Genomic DNA, 17,392 nt, shown 5'->3' on the forward strand with positions numbered 1-17,392 from the left:
AGTCCTATCTTATTTAAACTGCTTGAGGAAACGTAAATCATTTTCGAAAAATGAACGTAAATCGTTAACGCCATAGCGAAGCATCGCTAAACGTTCAACACCCATACCAAAGGCAAAGCCAGAGTATTTCTCAGGGTCGATTCCAACAGAGGTTAATACGTTAGGGTGTACCATGCCGCAGCCTAGTACTTCTAACCATTTACCATTTTTGCCCATAACATCAACTTCGGCAGAAGTTTCTGTGAATGGGAAATAAGAAGGACGGAAACGAATTTCTAAATCTTCTTCAAAGAAGTTATTTAAGAAATCGTGTAACACACCTTTTAGTTCGCTAAAGCTTACCTTTTCGTCCACAAATAGACCTTCTACTTGGTGGAACATTGGTGTGTGAGTTTGATCGTAATCATTACGGTAAACACGGCCTGGAGAAATAATACGAATTGGTGGTTTTTCCACTTCCATCGTACGAATTTGAACACCAGACGTTTGTGTTCTTAGTACTAATTTAGGATTAAAGTAAAATGTATCGTGATCCGCACGAGCAGGATGGTGCTCAGGGATATTCAATGCATCAAAGTTGTGATAATCATCTTCAACTTCTGGACCAGACTTAACAGCGAAACCTAATTCACCGAAAAATGATTCAATACGTTCGATAGTACGTGTTACAGGATGTAAACCACCATTAAGGTTGGTACGACCTGGTGCTGTCACATCAATCATTTCTTCTGCTAATTTAGCATCTAAAACAGCTTTCTGTAATGCATCACGTTTCTCGTTAATGACTTTTTGAACTTCTTGCTTAGCAATATTAATCGCTTGGCCAGCTTTAGGTTTTTCTGCTGGAGGCAGTTTCCCTAATGTTTTCATCTGCTCAGTTAAAATACCTTTTTTACCAAGGTACTCAACACGAACAGTGTCCAATGTTGCGAGGTCAGTTGCGTTTGCTACGGCTTCTACGGCCTGTACTATTATTTCTTTGAGGTGTTGCATGTTTTTCTTATCACCCTGTTGGCAGGAAAAGTGAATAGATTCATTCAGTAATGGATGATTTTACTCAAAAGTAAGCCTAAGTGCTAGTACTTAAGCTGAATCTAGGTGTTCAATATCAACTAAATCAACTAAAAGTGCAGGTTTGGCTATTAAATAGCCTTGAACATAATCAATCCCTATTCCTGATAGGATATTTTTAATGTTTTCATTTTCCACATATTCGGCTACTGTTTTAATATTAACCGCCTTTGCAATTTCATTAAATGACTTAACCATAGTGTAATCAACATGATCTGTTTCAATATTTTTAACAAATGAACCATCAATTTTCAGTTGATCAATTGGCAATCGTTTAATATAGCTGTATGAAGAAAACCCACTACCAAAATCGTCCAAACTAAAACGGCAACCCAAATCTTTAAACTTGTTCATAAACAGTATTGTTCGCTCAAAATCCATAATTGCCTGACTTTCTGTAATTTCAAAACACAGTTTTTCAGGGGGTATACCATAGGCTGAAATTGTTTTTTCTATATAGGTATGCATACTGCGATCAACCAGAGATTGGCCACATAAATTGATTGATGCCGAACTCAGGTTGGCAAGGTGTTTTGGATTAGAAGACAGCCACTGACAGTATGTTTTAACAACCCAACGATCAAGCTGTGACATAAAATTATAATTTTCAGCAGCGGCAATAAATTCACTTGGTGATTGTAAAACACCTTGCTCATCTCTCAACCTAAGTAAAATTTCATAGCGATAGCCTTCATCAACAGCAGAAGACAAAGGCTTGATAGTTTGAAACGCAAGCTCGAATCTATCTGCATCTAACGCTTCACGCAACACACCGATCCAACGCATTTCGCGTTGATGACCAAGCATTACATCATTACTTTTACTGTATACATGAACGCGATTACGTCCCTGCTCTTTTGCTGTAAAACATGCCGTATCAGCGAGACTCAATGCTTGTGAAAAGTTTTCAATTGATTCATCTAAAATGACAATACCAATACTAACACCTAACACAAAATGTCGACTATTATGTGTAAACCTAAAGTTTTCAATACCGCAGCGAATAGTATCTGCAGTTTCTAACGCACTATCAAAGTTAGTTTTGTTAAGTAAAATACCAAACTCATCACCACCAAAGCGTGCCAATATCGCATTTTCATCAAGAAATGACTTTAAAACCACGGTGATTTTTTTCAATAGTGAATCACCAATATCATGCCCACAAATGTCATTAACCAATTTAAACTGATCAAGATCTAAATAAAGTAAAATGTTATCTTCTAATACTGAACACTTACTTTCTAAAGATACACCAACCAGTTTTTCAAAATGAGTACGGTTTACAAGCCCCGTTAACTGATCATATTTAGCAATAGATGCCAATTTTATTTCATGTTGCTTTCGTTTTGTCGTATTAACAAATGAACCATCGATGACAGTTATATCAGGTTGTATATTGAGACGCATATTGATTTCACCGTGGAATATTTCACCATAACGATCATAACCAGACATCTCTATGCTATTAATCTCACCTTCAACACGTAGTCTTTTTATTATTTTTTCACGTAAGTCTGGGTCTGCATAAAACTCATCTGCGGTTAGATTCCCTGACTTTTGCATATCCTCCAGATTAATAAAGCCGAGTAATCTGCACATTGATTTATTAATCGCTAATATGCTCCCTTCGAGTGAAGTCGTAAACATACCCTCGGCTGCATTTTGAAATACGCTGTAATAACGCTCATTGGCTGATGTCATTTGCTTTTCGACATCTTTTTTTACAACCCGGTCATGCGCCATTTGCTTTGCAAAATTCCAACATAAATAAACCAATACGATTAAAGCAGACAATTCCGAGATATAATCCGTAAACTCATTCTGACCAAGCAACCCGAAACGAGTTAATATGTGAATATCAATACCAAGTATAAAATATACTAATGACAGCACATAAAAACGAACATCTTTAGATTCATTACGAATAAAAAATAAGCCACAGACAATCGACAACAGTGTAATGCCGAGGGCTAAAATAGACATCAATATGATGCTGGTTTTAAATGAAAATAATACTGAACTTGAAATAACAACCGTCGAGAAAAAGATAAGTATTTTTGTCGATAACGAAAACCAAGAACGGTATCTTAACTTTAATAATTGTCGTGCAAATAAACTCAAGTTTAAACCTATCACGCCCATTAATATCACGATTATTGAATCATAATAATGAGCTATAAAACTTACGTTATAAACAAAGCCAAAACCTTCCAAAATCCATATCACAGAGAGATAGCACATAATAAATACAACATATTGGATTAATCGTGCATCGTGCAGGTGAATATATAAAAATATTAGATAACAAATCATCATTAAAAATAGGCCAGTAAACATACCAACCATTAATTTATGCTGTGATTGTTCATCAATAAAATCGTTCGCATTCCAAATTCTGAGGGGAGTTTGTAAAAAGGCACTTGCTTTAATTCGGATAAAATAACTCACCCTTTCACCCGCTTCAATCTTAAAACCCGTAGCGAATGTCAGTTTAGACATATTATCCTCATCCAGACGACGCGTACCGAGTCTTTTTACAACCGACTGTCCATTTTCATGCATAAAATAAAGATCTATTTGATCTAACAGCGAATCGCCAAAATCAATAATCAGGTATTTATCAAGGTTCGTTTTATTAACGATTTCACCCTTAAACCAAAATGTGCTATCTGAAAAGCCAAAATTAAAATGAGTTTGATTAGCTTTAACCCATGGAATAGCAGATTGTCTTTGTGACAAATAATCAAATGTATATGAATTGGTTTTATCTTCAAAATACTTTGTTGATGTACCAAGACGGGCAACTTTAAAGTCAGAATCGATAACAACGCCTTCGGCTTGTGCAAAAGTAGCGTGTAGACTAAAAGTGATAAAAAATAGTAAAGACAATAAAGAATGCATAAATTTTAATATCAGTCTCAAAATTATTTTAAATTGAGTCATTGATATTACAGAAAAGGATTCTTCAAGTATATAGAAGGCTGTGTAGACAGGTATTTATAGCTATTTTATAGGGCAAGGGTATTAATTATTTATAGGTATAATTTTCGTTATTATACCAAATACTAAAAAAGGAGGCCGAGGCCTCCTTTTAATAACGGTTACTTAATTAAAATTAAGCAACTGCTTCTTTTGCTTTATTTACTAGTACAGTAAATGCCGCTTTATCGAATACAGCAATGTCTGCTAAGATCTTACGATCGATTTCAATAGAGGCGTGTTTAAGGCCATTAATGAAACGGCTGTAAGACATACCATTTTGACGTGCAGCAGCGTTAATACGTGTAATCCATAATTGACGGAATTGACGTTTACGTTGACGACGGTCACGGTAAGCATATTGACCAGCTTTTGTAACTGCTTGGAAAGCAACACGGTAAACTCGTGAACGAGCTCCGTAATAACCTTTAGCTTGTTTTAAAACTTTCTTATGACGAGCACGTGCAACAACACCGCGTTTAACTCTAGGCATAACTATTTTCCTCTTTTATATCTAAAATTAAGCGTATGGAAGCATACGTGAAACAGATGCAACATCACACTTTGCAACCATTTGCGTACCACGAAGGTGACGTTTACGTTTAGTGCTCTTCTTGGTCAAAATATGACGTAGGTGAGACTGTTTGCGTTTAAAACCATTAGCGGTTTTCTTAAAGCGCTTTGCAGCGCCTTTATTCGATTTCAACTTAGGCATTATAACTCCGCATTGTTGAATATTAATGAATAACAGTAAGGCGAATATGAGTACTTACGTACTCATATTACTTGGAAGCACCTACTATTTCTTTTTAGGGGCTAACACCATTACAGCTTGGCGACCTTCCATTTTCGGGAAAGCTTCCACGACTGCAATTTCTTGTAAATCATCTTTAATACGATTTAAAAGATCAAAGCCTAAGCTCTGGTGCGCCATTTCTCGACCTCGGAAACGCAGCGTAATTTTTGCTTTGTTACCTTCTTCGAGGAAGCGAGTCAGGTTGCGTAGTTTTACCTGATAATCGCCAACATCAGTCCCAGGTCGGAATTTTATTTCCTTAACCTGAACCCGAACTTGCTTTTTCTTCTGCTCTTTAACAGATTTACTTTTCTCGTATATAAATTTACCGTAATCCATGACACGGCAAACAGGAGGCTCGGCATTCGGGCTAATTTCTACAAGATCTAAACTTGCTTCTTCTGCTTTAGCAAGTGCATCTCTTATAGATACGATTCCAATTACTTCACCATCAGCACCGTTTAAGCGACATTCAGGTATACGAATCTCTTCGTTGATACGATGTTGTCTGGTCGTTTGTTGTTGACCTTTTTTTCCGCCTTTTATAACGAATCCTCCAAAGTTGTTTTACCGCGGCTATTGACTTCGGTTTGTAATTTACTGATGAAGTCATCTAACTTCATAGTACCTAAGTCAACGCCCTTACGAGTACGTACTGCAATTTCTCCTGATTCGACTTCTTTATCGCCGATAACCAAAAGATATGGCACACGTTTCAAAGTATGTTCGCGGATCTTAAAGCCTATCTTCTCATTTCTCAAGTCTAATTTTGATCTAATGCCTACTTTCTTCATTTTTTCTACAAATTCTGTAGCAAAAACAGCCTGTTTATCTGTAATGTTCATAACTACAGCTTGAACAGGTGATAACCAAGTAGGGAAAAGTCCTGCATATTCTTCAATTAGAATTCCAATGAAGCGCTCAAGTGAACCTAAAATTGCTCGGTGAATCATAACAGGCGTCTCACGACCGTTACTTTCACACACATATTCTGCACCTAATTTCTCAGGCATTGAGAAGTCTAGTTGAATTGTACCACATTGCCATGCACGATCTAAGCAGTCATGTAGTGTGAATTCGATTTTAGGTCCGTAGAACGCACCCTCGCCTTCTTGTACATCGTAGCTTAAACCACTTGCAGTTAATGCATCAGCAAGTGCCTGCTCAGATTTATCCCAAGTCTCATCACTACCTACACGTTTTTCAGGACGTGTTGATAGTTTAATTTCAATGTTTTCGAAACCAAATGTAGCGTAAGTTTCAAAAACCATCTTGATGCAATCAGATACTTCTTGCTGAATTTGGCTTTCAGTACAGAAGATATGTGCATCATCTTGCGTAAAGCCACGTACACGCATTAGGCCATGTAGCGAACCAGATGGTTCATTACGGTGACATGAGCCAAACTCTGCCATACGTAATGGTAAATCACGGTAAGATTTTAAACCTTGGTTATAAATCTGTACGTGACCAGGACAGTTCATTGGTTTAATCGCATATTCACGGTTTTCTGAGTGAGTACAGAACATACCTTCTGAATATTTATCCCAATGGCCTGATTTTTCCCACAAGCTACGATCCATGATTTGTGGACCTTTCACTTCTTGGTAATCAAACTCGCGTAATTTTTCACGAATGAAATTTTCTAACTCACGGAAAATTGTCCAACCATCGTTATGCCAGAACACCATACCAGGTGCATCTTCTTGCATATGGTAAAGATCAAGTTGTTTACCGATTTTACGGTGATCACGCTTCTCAGCTTCAGCAAGACGTTGAATATATGCTTTTAGCTCTTTCTTATCAGTCCAAGCTGTACCATATATACGCTGTAACATCTTATTGTCTGAGTTACCGCGCCAGTATGCGCCTGCAACAGACATTAATTTGAAATGCTGGCAATGCTTCATTACTGGTACGTGTGGACCACGACACATATCAACGTATTCTTCATGGTAGTATAAAGCAGGCGTTTCATCTTTACCGATGTTCTCGTCTAAGATAGCTACTTTATATGTTTCACCACGCGCTTCAAACGTGTCACGCGCTTCTTGCCAAGAAACAACTTTCTTAATAACTTGATAGTTGGTCTTAACCAGTTTGTTCATGTGCTTTTCTAGCTTAGCTAAATCAGCTTCACTAATTGGTTCTTCCATATCGACATCATAATAGAAGCCTTTATCAATGGTAGGGCCAATAGCCATCTTGGTGTTTGGCCATAATTGCTTAATAGCATGACCAAGTAAATGCGCACAAGAGTGGCGTAGGATCTCTAGACCATCAGCATCTTTAGAAGTAATGATTTCAATTGCAGCGTCTTCAGTGATTAGGTCACATGCGTCAACACGTTCACCATTAATGCGGCCAGCGATACACGCTTTAGCAAGACCAGAGCTGATATCTGCAGCAACTTCCATAATCGTTACTGGGTTGTCAAATTGACGCTGAGCGCCATCTGGAAGAGTAATTACAGGCATTTTATATCCTTTTTGCAGTGATGCTGCCTACGATGCAGCGTTTGCATAAATTAAGATGTTATTAAACATCGTGTGATAAGTTTTCTTATATATACACAAGGTAACGTACCTAATGTAAATAAAGAACTAAAATTCATTCTGGACATTTTGCCATCTAAAAACTAAAAGTGATAACAATAAGTAGAAAGAAATTTCAGACCAAGTATTATATAGAATTACATTATAATTACACGGCTTTTGTTAATTTTACGTAGATTAATCCCCCTATAATAAGAAGAAACACGTAAATTAACAAACAACGTAAGCCTAAAATAATTTCACGAGCAATGGAATATCATAAAATGTCATACACAGGCCATATCAGTAAAATGGTTTCAACACTTAATGCAGATCATAGTGTCAGTTACCAATTACCACTCGACGATACACTTATTCCGTTAAACGAACTTATCGGTAAATCAATCACACTCACGCACACTGGCAACATACATTGCTTAAACTGTGGAAAAAAAACAAAGAAGAGCTATTCGCAAGGCCATTGTTTTGTTTGTACACGCAAGCTAGCCAGTTGTGATATGTGCATCATGAAACCAGAAACCTGTCATTATGAGTACGGAACTTGTCGTCAACCAGAATGGGCCGATGATTTCTGTATGACTGACCACTATGTATACCTTTCAAATACGTCTGCATTAAAAGTCGGTATTACCCGTCATACTCAATTACCAACCCGTTGGATTGATCAAGGTGCAACACAAGGTCTGCCGATCTTTAAAGTAAAAACTAGACAAATATCGGGGTTAGTCGAAACCGCATTAACTGAATTCATTGGTGATAAAACCAACTGGCGTACCATGCTTAAAGGCGAAAACGCAGATATTGATTTAAAAGCGGAAGCAGCACGTTTAATGCCTTTAATTGAAGAACAATTAGGTAATATTGAAATGATGTATGGTTTAGATGCAATTGAGGAACTCGAAGCGGATATTGTTACCATTAACTACCCTGTTACTCAGCACCCGACTAAAATAGTTTCACACAACTTTGATAAAGAACCTGTGGTATCAGGCATACTGCAAGGTATTAAAGGTCAATACCTATTTTTTGATACTGGTGTGATCAACATGCGTAAATTCACCAGTTATGAAATAACGTTAACAGCTTAACAACCTAACCACCCTGTCAACAAGTAAATTTATATTACGAGATGCTGACCGCCAACTTCGGTCAGTAATTTGAACCAAGTCACACTAATCCGTATCAAACTTTGTACTCCCCAGTATTTACTCTCTATTTTTCATTCATTATCAGTATTAAATACATAAAAAACTTAAAAACCAGCCTACATTTAGTGATTAAAACTGCTTAATACGTGATTTAATACGCATATATTCCACTTACAGCCAGGCAACCAGCTTATAAGTGATGAATAAATTAATTTAGACACTATATTAATCTAATTTGGAGATAAGCAAGTGCAAGTTAAAGCCCCTTTCTGCGTTCGTAATGCCGCAGCTGACACATTCGCAATGGTCGTATTTAGCTTTGCTGTGGGAATGTTGATTGAGATTTTTGTCTCTGGGATGTCGTTTGAACGATCTTTAGCTTCCCGTGTGGTTTCTATTCCGGTCAACATCGCCATTGCATACCCATATGGTTTATATCGTGACTTTATCATTAGGACTGGTGCTAAGTTAGTTAAGAATAAACTAACAAAACAATTTGGTGATACATTTGCGTATGTATCTTTCCAATCACCTGCTTATGCCTTAATTTTATTATCTGTCGGTGCTGATTTCGATCAAATTATAACTGCCGTATCAAGTAACGCTGTTGTGTCATGCTTCGTCGGTGTGTTCTACGGCCAATTTCTTGATTTATGTCGTAAGCTATTTCGCGTACCAGGATACCACGCAGGTATCAGCGCTTAACCGGCAAAATAATATATCAGACTGGTATTGCCCCTAAAGAATAGTATGAATAGAGGTTCGGATAAAAATTGAACGAACCTCTATTTTAAGAATTCAAAGATTTAACGTGTGCATTTACAGATGTTTTTGAATTAATAAGGGTTATTTTTAATTAGCCTTTGTGATCATCTCTAATTGTTGGTCAGACTTAAATGTTAACTCAATCGTTATATCTTTATATTCAGCCAAACTTTGTACGTGTGAACCACCGCAAGGCATAGTAATACTTTCACCAATACCTAAATCGCAACACCAAAAGCGAGAGTCCGTAAGCGAATCACCTTCACACTTCATCACAACAGATGCTTTAGTCGCAAGCCAGGTTGCCAATACGCCATTCACACTCGCTTCAATGAGTGATAGGTCTGCAAGCATCTCAGCCACATTAAGGCCACGCTTTTTCAACGTTTTACCCAAACGGTAATTGTCTGTTGATTTGTTTTCAGAGACCAAACTTAATGTTTGTGCGTATGAATGAAAGTCGCGATTATTTAATACATCTTTGCGTGATGCATCTTTACGCCAGTAACCTTGTTCTAAAACCTTATTTAACGCATAAGAAGCCAAATGCCCTGCACTGTGCCCTCGACTTAATGCCGTTTGATATCTTGCATCAACAACTAATTCAACAGCATCATTAATGTTTAATGCCATGTCTAATTCTAATTCGTGTACGACAACAAAATACCAGCCAGGCTCACCACGTTTTACGGGTATATCTGTACCTTTATATAGCTTACTATTTTCAATATCGAAAGCACCCGTAACGCAATCTGTGACTGTGTATTGCTTACCGTTAAATACTAAAAACCCTTTATCCGCAGGATGATCTGGCCAGATATGACTTACCGGGTGGAACGGTGTTTTTTCAGTAACCACATAAGTACTAGTGTCTGTTTGTTCAACCCACTGTACTTGAGTTAAAGATTCCATGATTCCTTGAGTAAAAAGAACCTTAGTTGGTCGTACTTGATGAATTACAACATCAGACATTAAACACCCTTAGATAATTAGTAAATGAATTGCATAATAATACCACTTCCAACACGTTTAAAGGAAATACCTCAATTTAAAAATTGGTATAAAGCACTATTTAAATTTGCTAATGCTATGTATTACCTCACACGGTACTACATCTTAATTAATCAATAAATTCAATGTGATGGAATATTTGCTATACCAATTAAATTTACAGCCCCCTCATTACTTACACTTAATTACGACCAGCTTACGTTTCCTTACATATTACTTACAGTTTAAAAATCTGAAAATAGATACACTAATGCATTAATATACTTATTAAAATATAAAAAAGGCACTCCATGACACGTTCATTCTTTGATATAAAAAAATCATTTTTTGTATCTTTTTTTTCTTTTTGTATAATTTCTATCGCATATATCCCATTAAGCCATTCCGCAGAACTTACCGAAAATGACGAACAATCAGAAATAACCCATCAAGCTTTAACGCCATCGAATATTACACCTAGCCAATCATACCTTGTATTTTTAAATATTCTTGACCGTAAAGATATCTGGGGAGAACTTCCCTGGGAACTTTCAGAGCAAAATATTAGAACGGTTGCTCTCTACCATACCGGTGACAGATTACAGCACCAACTAGACAAAACAACATTAAGCTTAATCGAAAATAAATTATCATTGAGCCTTATAGACAACGACATACGAGTTAAAACATGTGTTCAATGCTCTAAAACATATATCACTGTAAAAAATGGCAGTGTACGTGTGAAACATAGCGCCGAAACAAATAAAGAGTTACAAACAATGGCGAAAGACATTCGTGCGAATGCCTTTCTAATGTGGGATGCATCGGTTCATGATGGCGTTTACGACCTGCAACTAAAGCTTGTGAATGCAAAAACGATGGATGCGATATGGGCTAAAAATATATCTGAAACCATTGAAGTAAATTCGGATATTGGTTTTCCAAAGAAATCAGACTGGGCACTTACTTTAGGTGTTTGGGGTCTTGAAGCTAAACGATTAAATACAAGCACAGGTAAAACGACTAATGTAGATAAGTTCACAACAATCGGTGTACGTAAAAATCAATCATCAGATTTAACACCTTACCTTGATTACGCAATTATCTTTGATGCGGTCACACACCTTGAAAATAGAGGAATTATAAACTTAACCGGTGTAAACATCGAAGGTCGAGTTTTATTATTAATGCCAGATTGGAACCAGAAAATTAAATTAAAACCTTATATCGGTATTGGTCAAATATTATTCAAAAATTACCATGCCGTTGCGTTTAGAGTAGGTACTGAAATTAGCTTCCCCGATAATGGTTCGTTAGAACTAGGCATCATTAGCGTCTCTGAAAGTAATATCGATGTAGGTTCTAAATCAAACTATGCATCAGAGATTACATTTGGTGGCGTAAGCTTCGATATTACACTTAGCTACCGTATCTAAGGAAAGAAAATGAAACAGATAATTACTTTATGCATGCTTATCACCCTTACTGCATGCAGTGCTAAAAAAGATAATAATGAGAATCATGTACAAGCAATAACAGATGCAGCAGGTAACCCATTAGAACTAGGCGTATTATCCCTTCGAAATAAGGGAACTAACTACGAATCAAAAGTCGCATTTAACGTTCTTGGTAGCGATATTATATTCGAGATCGAAAACGATGAGGATATAAATCCCGCAGACGTTATCAACAATCAAGAAGATCTCGAGCAGTTCGAAGACATATTAGATGAACAAGAGCCTGCTCCAGAAGATATAGATAAGGCATTACGCTTATTATCTGCGGCTCAACAACTTGCTGTAGATAAAGATTACCCAGAGGCACTTGCTAAAGTAGAAGATGCGATTAAAGCAGCGCCTAGCCTTGCACAAACTCATGCACTTAAAGGTAGCGTGAATTACAGAATGAAAAACTATACCAATGCAAGAACCGCATGGAATAAAGCATTAGAACTTGATCCATCATACGAAGATGTTCAGAAAGCATTAACTAAAATGGGTGATAAATAAGGATGATTATGACTATTTTTAAATCTTTATTATTCGCTATATTACTTGTGCTCACACCACTGGTTATGGCGAATGAAATTGAATCGCTTGAGTTAAGCCAAGGCCTAGAGGAAAGGCTGAATAGAGATATAGAAGCCTATCTCGGTGATGATAGCTTTATACTTTCGATTAGAGCTGAAGTATTAACGTCGCCTAAATCTCAGGATTTAACGAATAATAACGGACAACCTCAAGCTTCAGAGACAACGCCGGAACAAGTACAAAGTCCAGAGCAGGCTAATCAAGCCCCTTCAACAATAACACCTGAAACTGAAGATGAATTTGACTTACCTGCCCTGCCAAGTAATATGCCTAAAGAAAATGCTGTCAACCCAGTGGTAGAACAGGCAAAAGCTCAAATTGCAGAAATGGAAAAAACAATTACCAAGCAATCTGAGTTACTAGAAAATCAAGTCAAAAAAGCCAATCAACCAAAAAGCAAGGACGATTCAGAAAAAACATTACGAGTACTTCACACTAAGTTATTAGTTGCTAGCACAGTTAACAACGAACAAGTTGTATTCTTAAGAAACTTGCTTACTGAAAAGCTAAACTACAATCCATTTAGAGGTGACACATTAACTATCATACCGACTGATTTTCCAAAACAGTTGGCAGTTCAAGATTCAGAAAGTTCAGAGCCACTACCTTGGTATCAAGAATGGTTGACTTGGTTAATGGTTTTATTTGCTGCCTTATTATTAATTTTACTTTTCTTACTATTACGAAATAGAAGTAAGCCAGAAAAAGTTGAAGAAATAGATAATACTCCACCAACAGCTGAACCATTACTAATGCAACAGCAGCAAGATGTACAAGCCCTACGTCAGCGAATTATCAGTCTGAGCCTAGCATCTCCGGACAAAATCCAAACCGCCGTGGCTAACATTGCTTTAAACGAGCAAAACATGCCACTGTTAGCAGCATCATATCAAACATTAGGCCGTTCGATATTCACTTCGATTTTCCCTAATCTTGTGCATGAAATTCCACAGTATATAAACTACCTTAAGCAAGAACAAAAAGATTACCCTGCTTTAATCACTAGTCTAAATGATCTACTGCAGTTATTGACGCACATAGAAAATGATGCAGAAGCAATAACGCATAAACCATTTTCTTACCTTCAAAAATTAACCGACAATCAAATCTCTTGGTTAATTAAAGAAGAGCAGCCTAGGATAAAAGCCTTAGTTTTAACACAGCTTGAAGAATTAAAATCAACGGCTGTATTAAAACAATTAAGCCCTACTGAACGTGCATTAGTTGCAGTTGAAATTGGACAGTTCCATAACTTCCCGGTCGCAACGTTTAACGAAATTGCACAGCGTCTAGCCAAGAAATCACGACATGTACCTGACTTCAAGCACATCAATGCAGATGGCACTGAGTTGTTACTTGGCATGTTAGATCGCTTGCCGCTAAACGAGCAGCAAGCATTATTAACGCAACTCAAAGAAAGCTCCCCAGAAACCTACATGAAGATCCGCGAGCAATTCTATTGCTTTGATGATGTATTGAAGACACCAACGTTAGTACTTGCCGATGCATTGCGTAACCTTGAGCGTAAAATAGTGGCAATTGGTTTGCACTCTTTTGAAGAAGAACAAATTCAACACGTATTAGCAGACCTGCCTGTTAAATTAAAATCAGCGCTGCTATTTGAGATAAAACAACTCGAAGTTACAGATCAAGAAAGCATAGCGAGCGCGCAACAAGAAATTGTTGTAGCAGTAAGACAGTTGCTCAATTCAGGCCGTTTCACTATGAATGATTTAAAGGGATAATAGATGATTTCAATTAGTACTTTCGTAGGCATATTAGGTGCAGTCGGTTTATTCGTTTATGCCATTTTTAAAAGCACTGATAACTACCTGATCTTTGTAAGCTTATTCAGTTTACTTATCGTGCTTGGCGGGACTTTTGGAGCGACCTTAATTAGTTACTCGTTTCGTCTGATTTGGGCCGCATTTACCGAAATGATGGTTAATCTACTTGACGAAAAAAACCAAAACAAACAACTAAAGCAGCTTGTTAGTCGTATTATCGAATGGAATGATATATACAAAAAACAGGGTATTACAGCGTTAGAAAACAGTTTGACTGAGAAAGAAAAAAAGGATGATTTCATTCTCAATGCAATGGAATTATTGGGTACAGGTTATAAATCTAAAGTTCTTTCTAGTATGCTTGACGACTCGAATGAAAGTGATTTTCAGCGTAGAAATGAACACGTAAATGTCATTAATACACTTTCAGTATACGCCCCTAGTTTTGGTATGGTTGGTACTTTAATTGGCTTAATCATCATGCTTGATAATATGAGTGGTGATTTGTCTGCATTAGGCAAAGGCCTTGCCATTGCCCTATTAACGACATTGTACGGTACATTATTAGCACAGCTACTCTTTAAACCATCTGCAATTCGCATAGCAAGAAGACAGCACCGCATTTTCTTCGAGCGTCAAATTATAACAGCTGGTTTAGAGTTGATAACAGAAAACAAAGATAATTTGTATATTCAAGACAGATTAAACTGTTACCTAGCGCCCAAACATAAAATGACGGAGTTAGGTCAATGAGATTAAAAAGACCACCGTCTTCCTCGCAATTAAGCGATCAAGACGATAATGGTTGGTTAGTCACATACAGTGATGCGATCACGTTATTGCTAGCATTCTTTGTTATTCTGGTCAGTGTATCAGAAGTAAATGAAGGTCGTTTACAAGAGCTCGAACAAGGTATCACATCGATAACCAACACAACTAAGACCTCTATGCCTTTTAGTGAATTGAAAAAAGACATTACGAGTGTACTTGAAAAAAATAAAATGGCTGAATTAGTCGATGTCAGTATTGATAAAAAAGGTATCAAGATTGAGTTTTCTAATAAAGCCCTTTATGGCTCTGGTGATGCGGAGATCAAATCACAGATGTTACCTGTGATTGACCAAATTGCTGACGTCATTCATAACTCAAATGTCAAAAACCAGCAGATTGAAATCGAAGGTCATACTGACGACATTCCAATCAATACCCTACTATACCCATCAAACTGGGAGTTATCGAGCGCTCGAGCCGTTGTAATTGTTAAACGACTTGAGCAACAAGGTGTTGAAAAAAATAAACTAAAAGCAGTTGCTTATGCTGACTCAAGACCCAAAGTCGAATTAAGTACAACTAAGGATATACACGCTGCTAGAGCAGCAAACCGTCGCGCTGTCATTTACATTCGTAGGCCTTAAACCCTTCTGAATTAACTCTCATAAGTCAATACACCCCAACTCGTTGGGGTGTATCTTATTTAAACCGACTCTAGCACCTGAACACCCCTGCTAAAACACAACATACGTAAATCTTAAAGCGTACACCGTAATTAACACAATCTGCATGATGGTCTAAGTTTGATGTAAGTTAAATATTACTGTTTGAAATTTCCCATGGGAATGACTGACACATTTAACACGATAGAACCAGTGGAAAAACCAAGTGAAACTGAAAGGCCGTTGAAGTGTTGTAAAGTAGATGCCGTTGCGCGACACCTACTTTTATTACTAGATTTAGCTTCTATGTAGGTTAATTATTACTCAACCAGATATCTGCATTTACAGGTGCTTTATTTTTACGCTTTTTCTTACCGCTGCCTTCAGGTGGAGCCATTGGTATGTATGCTTCGATAGTTTCATCTACTTCAAAACCCGCTACTTGCTCACGCTCAAGTCGGATCTTGTTCTTCTTTTCGATGACACTGAAATGATGATGATCTTCATGGTCGATAAGCGATAATGCTAAGCCCACTTCACCAGCACGGCCACTTCGACCAATACGGTGCATGTAGTCAGATGGACTTCTCGGTAAGTCAAAGTTGATCACCACTGGCAGTTTTTCGATATCTAAACCACGGGCTGCGATATCTGTTGCAATCAGCACTTGAATCTCGCCAGATTTAAATCCGTCAAGCGTACGAATACGAGCGCCTTGCGCTTTATCGCCATGGAACACTTGTGATGTAATGCCACGCTTAGCAAGTTTATCTGCTAAGTGATTACAGCTGTGTTTAGCATTAACGAAAATAAGTACTTGTCGCCATTGATTTTCATTGATCAAATGCGCTAAAACGGCTGTTTTTTCACCTTGGTTAACAGTAAAAACACGCTGAACTAAGGTACTTGCATCCGCACTTTGCAGTTGAATTTCAATTGGATCGTTTAATAAGGTTTGCGTTAAAGTTTGTACTTTTTCAGGGAAAGTCGCTGAAAATAATAAAATTTGTTTTTTCTTTGGCAACAAGGCTAACAGTGAAGATAACTCCTCTGTAAAGCCTAAACTTAACATACGATCGGCTTCATCTAGCACTAAGGTTTTAACCATATCTAGCTTAATAGCATTACTTGAAATCAAATCGAGTAATCGACCAGGTGTTGCAACCAAAATATCGGTGCCACCGCGTAATGCGAGCATTTGCGTATTCACTGATACACCACCAAAAACAGCAACCGTTTTAATCGCGCCGTTAAAATGCACAGCATAAGATTTAATGCTGTCAGCAACTTGCTTGGCAAGTTCACGAGTCGGTACCAAAATTAGTCCGGTAACATAGTTACCTTTACTGCTTGTACTACCCGATTGCTTTTCAGTATGTAAGTGCTGCAGCATAGGTAATGCAAAAGCGGCTGTTTTACCCGAACCGGTATTTGCCCCTGCAATTAAGTCACGTCCCGCTAATACACTTGGGATAGCTTGCGCTTGAATAGGCGTTGGCTGCTGGTATTCCAGCTCAGTTAATCGAGCTAACAAAGGTGAAATAAGGCCAAGTTCGGTAAAGTTTGCTGGTGCTGTGACAGTTGTCATTAATATATAAAGCTCAGAAATAAGATAATAGCCGACTATTTTAGCGTATTTATGCCCTATTAAGTTAGTGAAATCGATCGAACCTTGCGGTAATGTTATTCGATCTTACTTTTTAATACTTAATATCATATATTTCCCTGCAAAAACGGAAGTGGTTCCATCGACATGTAGCTTACCTGTGAATAAGTGA

At 37.4% G+C, this 17,392-nt stretch carries 15 protein-coding genes; 7 read left to right on the forward strand and 8 right to left on the reverse strand.

Annotated elements, in window-relative coordinates:
* Nucleotides 1-9: 9 nt before the first annotated feature.
* From pheS to thrS, 6 genes are all read right to left on the reverse strand, one after another.
* Nucleotides 10-993: a phenylalanine--tRNA ligase subunit alpha gene (gene pheS / locus HWV03_RS11730; protein WP_211676073.1), complete on the reverse strand. Its 984-nt coding sequence runs from the start codon at nt 991-993 to the stop codon at nt 10-12.
* 90 nt (nt 994-1,083) lie between these two features.
* On the reverse strand, nt 1,084-3,960 hold the full coding sequence (locus HWV03_RS11735; protein WP_255546785.1) for an EAL domain-containing protein: 2,877 nt from the start codon (nt 3,958-3,960) through the stop codon (nt 1,084-1,086).
* A 226-nt stretch (nt 3,961-4,186) separates the two neighbouring features.
* A complete protein-coding gene (rplT, locus tag HWV03_RS11740; protein ID WP_019439702.1) occupies nt 4,187-4,543 on the reverse strand; it encodes a 50S ribosomal protein L20 in 357 nt (118 codons plus the stop codon).
* A 27-nt stretch (nt 4,544-4,570) separates the two neighbouring features.
* Nucleotides 4,571-4,765, reverse strand: coding sequence for a 50S ribosomal protein L35 (rpmI, locus tag HWV03_RS11745; RefSeq protein ID WP_019439703.1), 195 nt, complete (start codon nt 4,763-4,765; stop codon nt 4,571-4,573).
* Nucleotides 4,766-4,849: 84 nt separating this feature from the next.
* Nucleotides 4,850-5,392 carry a translation initiation factor IF-3 gene (gene infC, locus HWV03_RS11750; RefSeq protein ID WP_211680194.1) on the reverse strand — a complete coding sequence of 181 codons (543 nt, stop codon included), beginning with the start codon at nt 5,390-5,392 and terminating at the stop codon, nt 4,850-4,852.
* Nucleotides 5,389-7,323, reverse strand: coding sequence for a threonine--tRNA ligase (gene thrS, locus HWV03_RS11755; RefSeq protein WP_211671697.1), 1,935 nt, complete (start codon nt 7,321-7,323; stop codon nt 5,389-5,391). The genes infC and thrS overlap by 4 nt, the downstream gene beginning before the upstream one ends.
* Nucleotides 7,324-7,664: 341 nt before the next feature.
* Here thrS and HWV03_RS11760 point away from each other — a divergent pair, with 341 nt between their 5' ends.
* On the forward strand, nt 7,665-8,489 hold the full coding sequence (locus tag HWV03_RS11760; RefSeq protein ID WP_211676075.1) for a DUF2797 domain-containing protein: 825 nt from the start codon (nt 7,665-7,667) through the stop codon (nt 8,487-8,489).
* A 309-nt stretch (nt 8,490-8,798) separates the two neighbouring features.
* Nucleotides 8,799-9,254, forward strand: coding sequence for an L-alanine exporter AlaE (locus HWV03_RS11765; RefSeq protein ID WP_211676076.1), 456 nt, complete (start codon nt 8,799-8,801; stop codon nt 9,252-9,254).
* A gap of 147 nt (nt 9,255-9,401) precedes the next feature.
* Here HWV03_RS11765 and HWV03_RS11770 read toward each other — a convergent pair whose 3' ends face one another.
* Nucleotides 9,402-10,286, reverse strand: coding sequence for an alanyl-tRNA editing protein (locus tag HWV03_RS11770; RefSeq protein ID WP_211676077.1), 885 nt, complete (start codon nt 10,284-10,286; stop codon nt 9,402-9,404).
* Nucleotides 10,287-10,615: 329 nt separating this feature from the next.
* Here HWV03_RS11770 and HWV03_RS11775 point away from each other — a divergent pair, with 329 nt between their 5' ends.
* The 5 genes from HWV03_RS11775 to HWV03_RS11795 are packed head-to-tail and all read left to right on the forward strand — an operon-like array spanning nt 10,616 to nt 15,596.
* The gene (locus HWV03_RS11775; protein ID WP_211676078.1) at nt 10,616-11,740 is read left to right on the forward strand and encodes a hypothetical protein; all 1,125 of its coding nucleotides are present in this window, start codon (nt 10,616-10,618) and stop codon (nt 11,738-11,740) included.
* A 9-nt stretch (nt 11,741-11,749) separates the two neighbouring features.
* Complete coding sequence (locus HWV03_RS11780; protein WP_211676079.1) at nt 11,750-12,313, forward strand: tetratricopeptide repeat protein; 564 nt, start codon at nt 11,750-11,752, stop codon at nt 12,311-12,313.
* Between the two features lie 8 nt (nt 12,314-12,321).
* Nucleotides 12,322-14,139, forward strand: a complete 1,818-nt coding sequence (locus tag HWV03_RS11785) for a FliG C-terminal domain-containing protein (RefSeq protein ID WP_211676080.1) — start codon at nt 12,322-12,324, stop codon at nt 14,137-14,139.
* A 3-nt stretch (nt 14,140-14,142) separates the two neighbouring features.
* Complete coding sequence (locus HWV03_RS11790; RefSeq protein WP_211676081.1) at nt 14,143-14,934, forward strand: motility protein A; 792 nt, start codon at nt 14,143-14,145, stop codon at nt 14,932-14,934.
* Nucleotides 14,931-15,596 (forward strand): OmpA/MotB family protein, encoded by a 666-nt coding sequence (locus tag HWV03_RS11795; protein WP_211676082.1) that lies wholly within the window; start codon nt 14,931-14,933, stop codon nt 15,594-15,596. Before HWV03_RS11790 ends, HWV03_RS11795 begins: the two co-directional genes overlap by 4 nt.
* A 331-nt stretch (nt 15,597-15,927) precedes the next feature.
* Here the strand turns inward: HWV03_RS11795 and HWV03_RS11800 are convergent, their stop codons facing one another.
* On the reverse strand, nt 15,928-17,202 hold the full coding sequence (locus HWV03_RS11800) for a DEAD/DEAH box helicase (RefSeq protein ID WP_211676083.1): 1,275 nt from the start codon (nt 17,200-17,202) through the stop codon (nt 15,928-15,930).
* Between the last annotated feature and the right edge of the window lie 190 nt (nt 17,203-17,392).

Source organism: Moritella sp. 36 (assembly GCF_018219415.1).
GTDB lineage: Bacteria > Pseudomonadota > Gammaproteobacteria > Enterobacterales > Moritellaceae > Moritella.

Coding starts and splice junctions, on each gene's coding strand:
- thrS (WP_211671697.1), bottom strand. CDS start 7,323: ATGCCTGTAATTACTCTTCCAGATGGCGCTCAGCGTCAATTTGACAAC.
- rpmI (WP_019439703.1), bottom strand. CDS start 4,765: ATGCCTAAGTTGAAATCGAATAAAGGCGCTGCAAAGCGCTTTAAGAAA.
- HWV03_RS11760 (WP_211676075.1), top strand. CDS start 7,665: ATGTCATACACAGGCCATATCAGTAAAATGGTTTCAACACTTAATGCA.
- HWV03_RS11790 (WP_211676081.1), top strand. CDS start 14,143: ATGATTTCAATTAGTACTTTCGTAGGCATATTAGGTGCAGTCGGTTTA.
- pheS (WP_211676073.1), bottom strand. CDS start 993: ATGCAACACCTCAAAGAAATAATAGTACAGGCCGTAGAAGCCGTAGCA.
- rplT (WP_019439702.1), bottom strand. CDS start 4,543: ATGCCTAGAGTTAAACGCGGTGTTGTTGCACGTGCTCGTCATAAGAAA.
- HWV03_RS11780 (WP_211676079.1), top strand. CDS start 11,750: ATGAAACAGATAATTACTTTATGCATGCTTATCACCCTTACTGCATGC.
- HWV03_RS11800 (WP_211676083.1), bottom strand. CDS start 17,202: ATGACAACTGTCACAGCACCAGCAAACTTTACCGAACTTGGCCTTATT.
- HWV03_RS11770 (WP_211676077.1), bottom strand. CDS start 10,286: ATGTCTGATGTTGTAATTCATCAAGTACGACCAACTAAGGTTCTTTTT.
- HWV03_RS11785 (WP_211676080.1), top strand. CDS start 12,322: ATGACTATTTTTAAATCTTTATTATTCGCTATATTACTTGTGCTCACA.
- HWV03_RS11795 (WP_211676082.1), top strand. CDS start 14,931: ATGAGATTAAAAAGACCACCGTCTTCCTCGCAATTAAGCGATCAAGAC.
- HWV03_RS11775 (WP_211676078.1), top strand. CDS start 10,616: ATGACACGTTCATTCTTTGATATAAAAAAATCATTTTTTGTATCTTTT.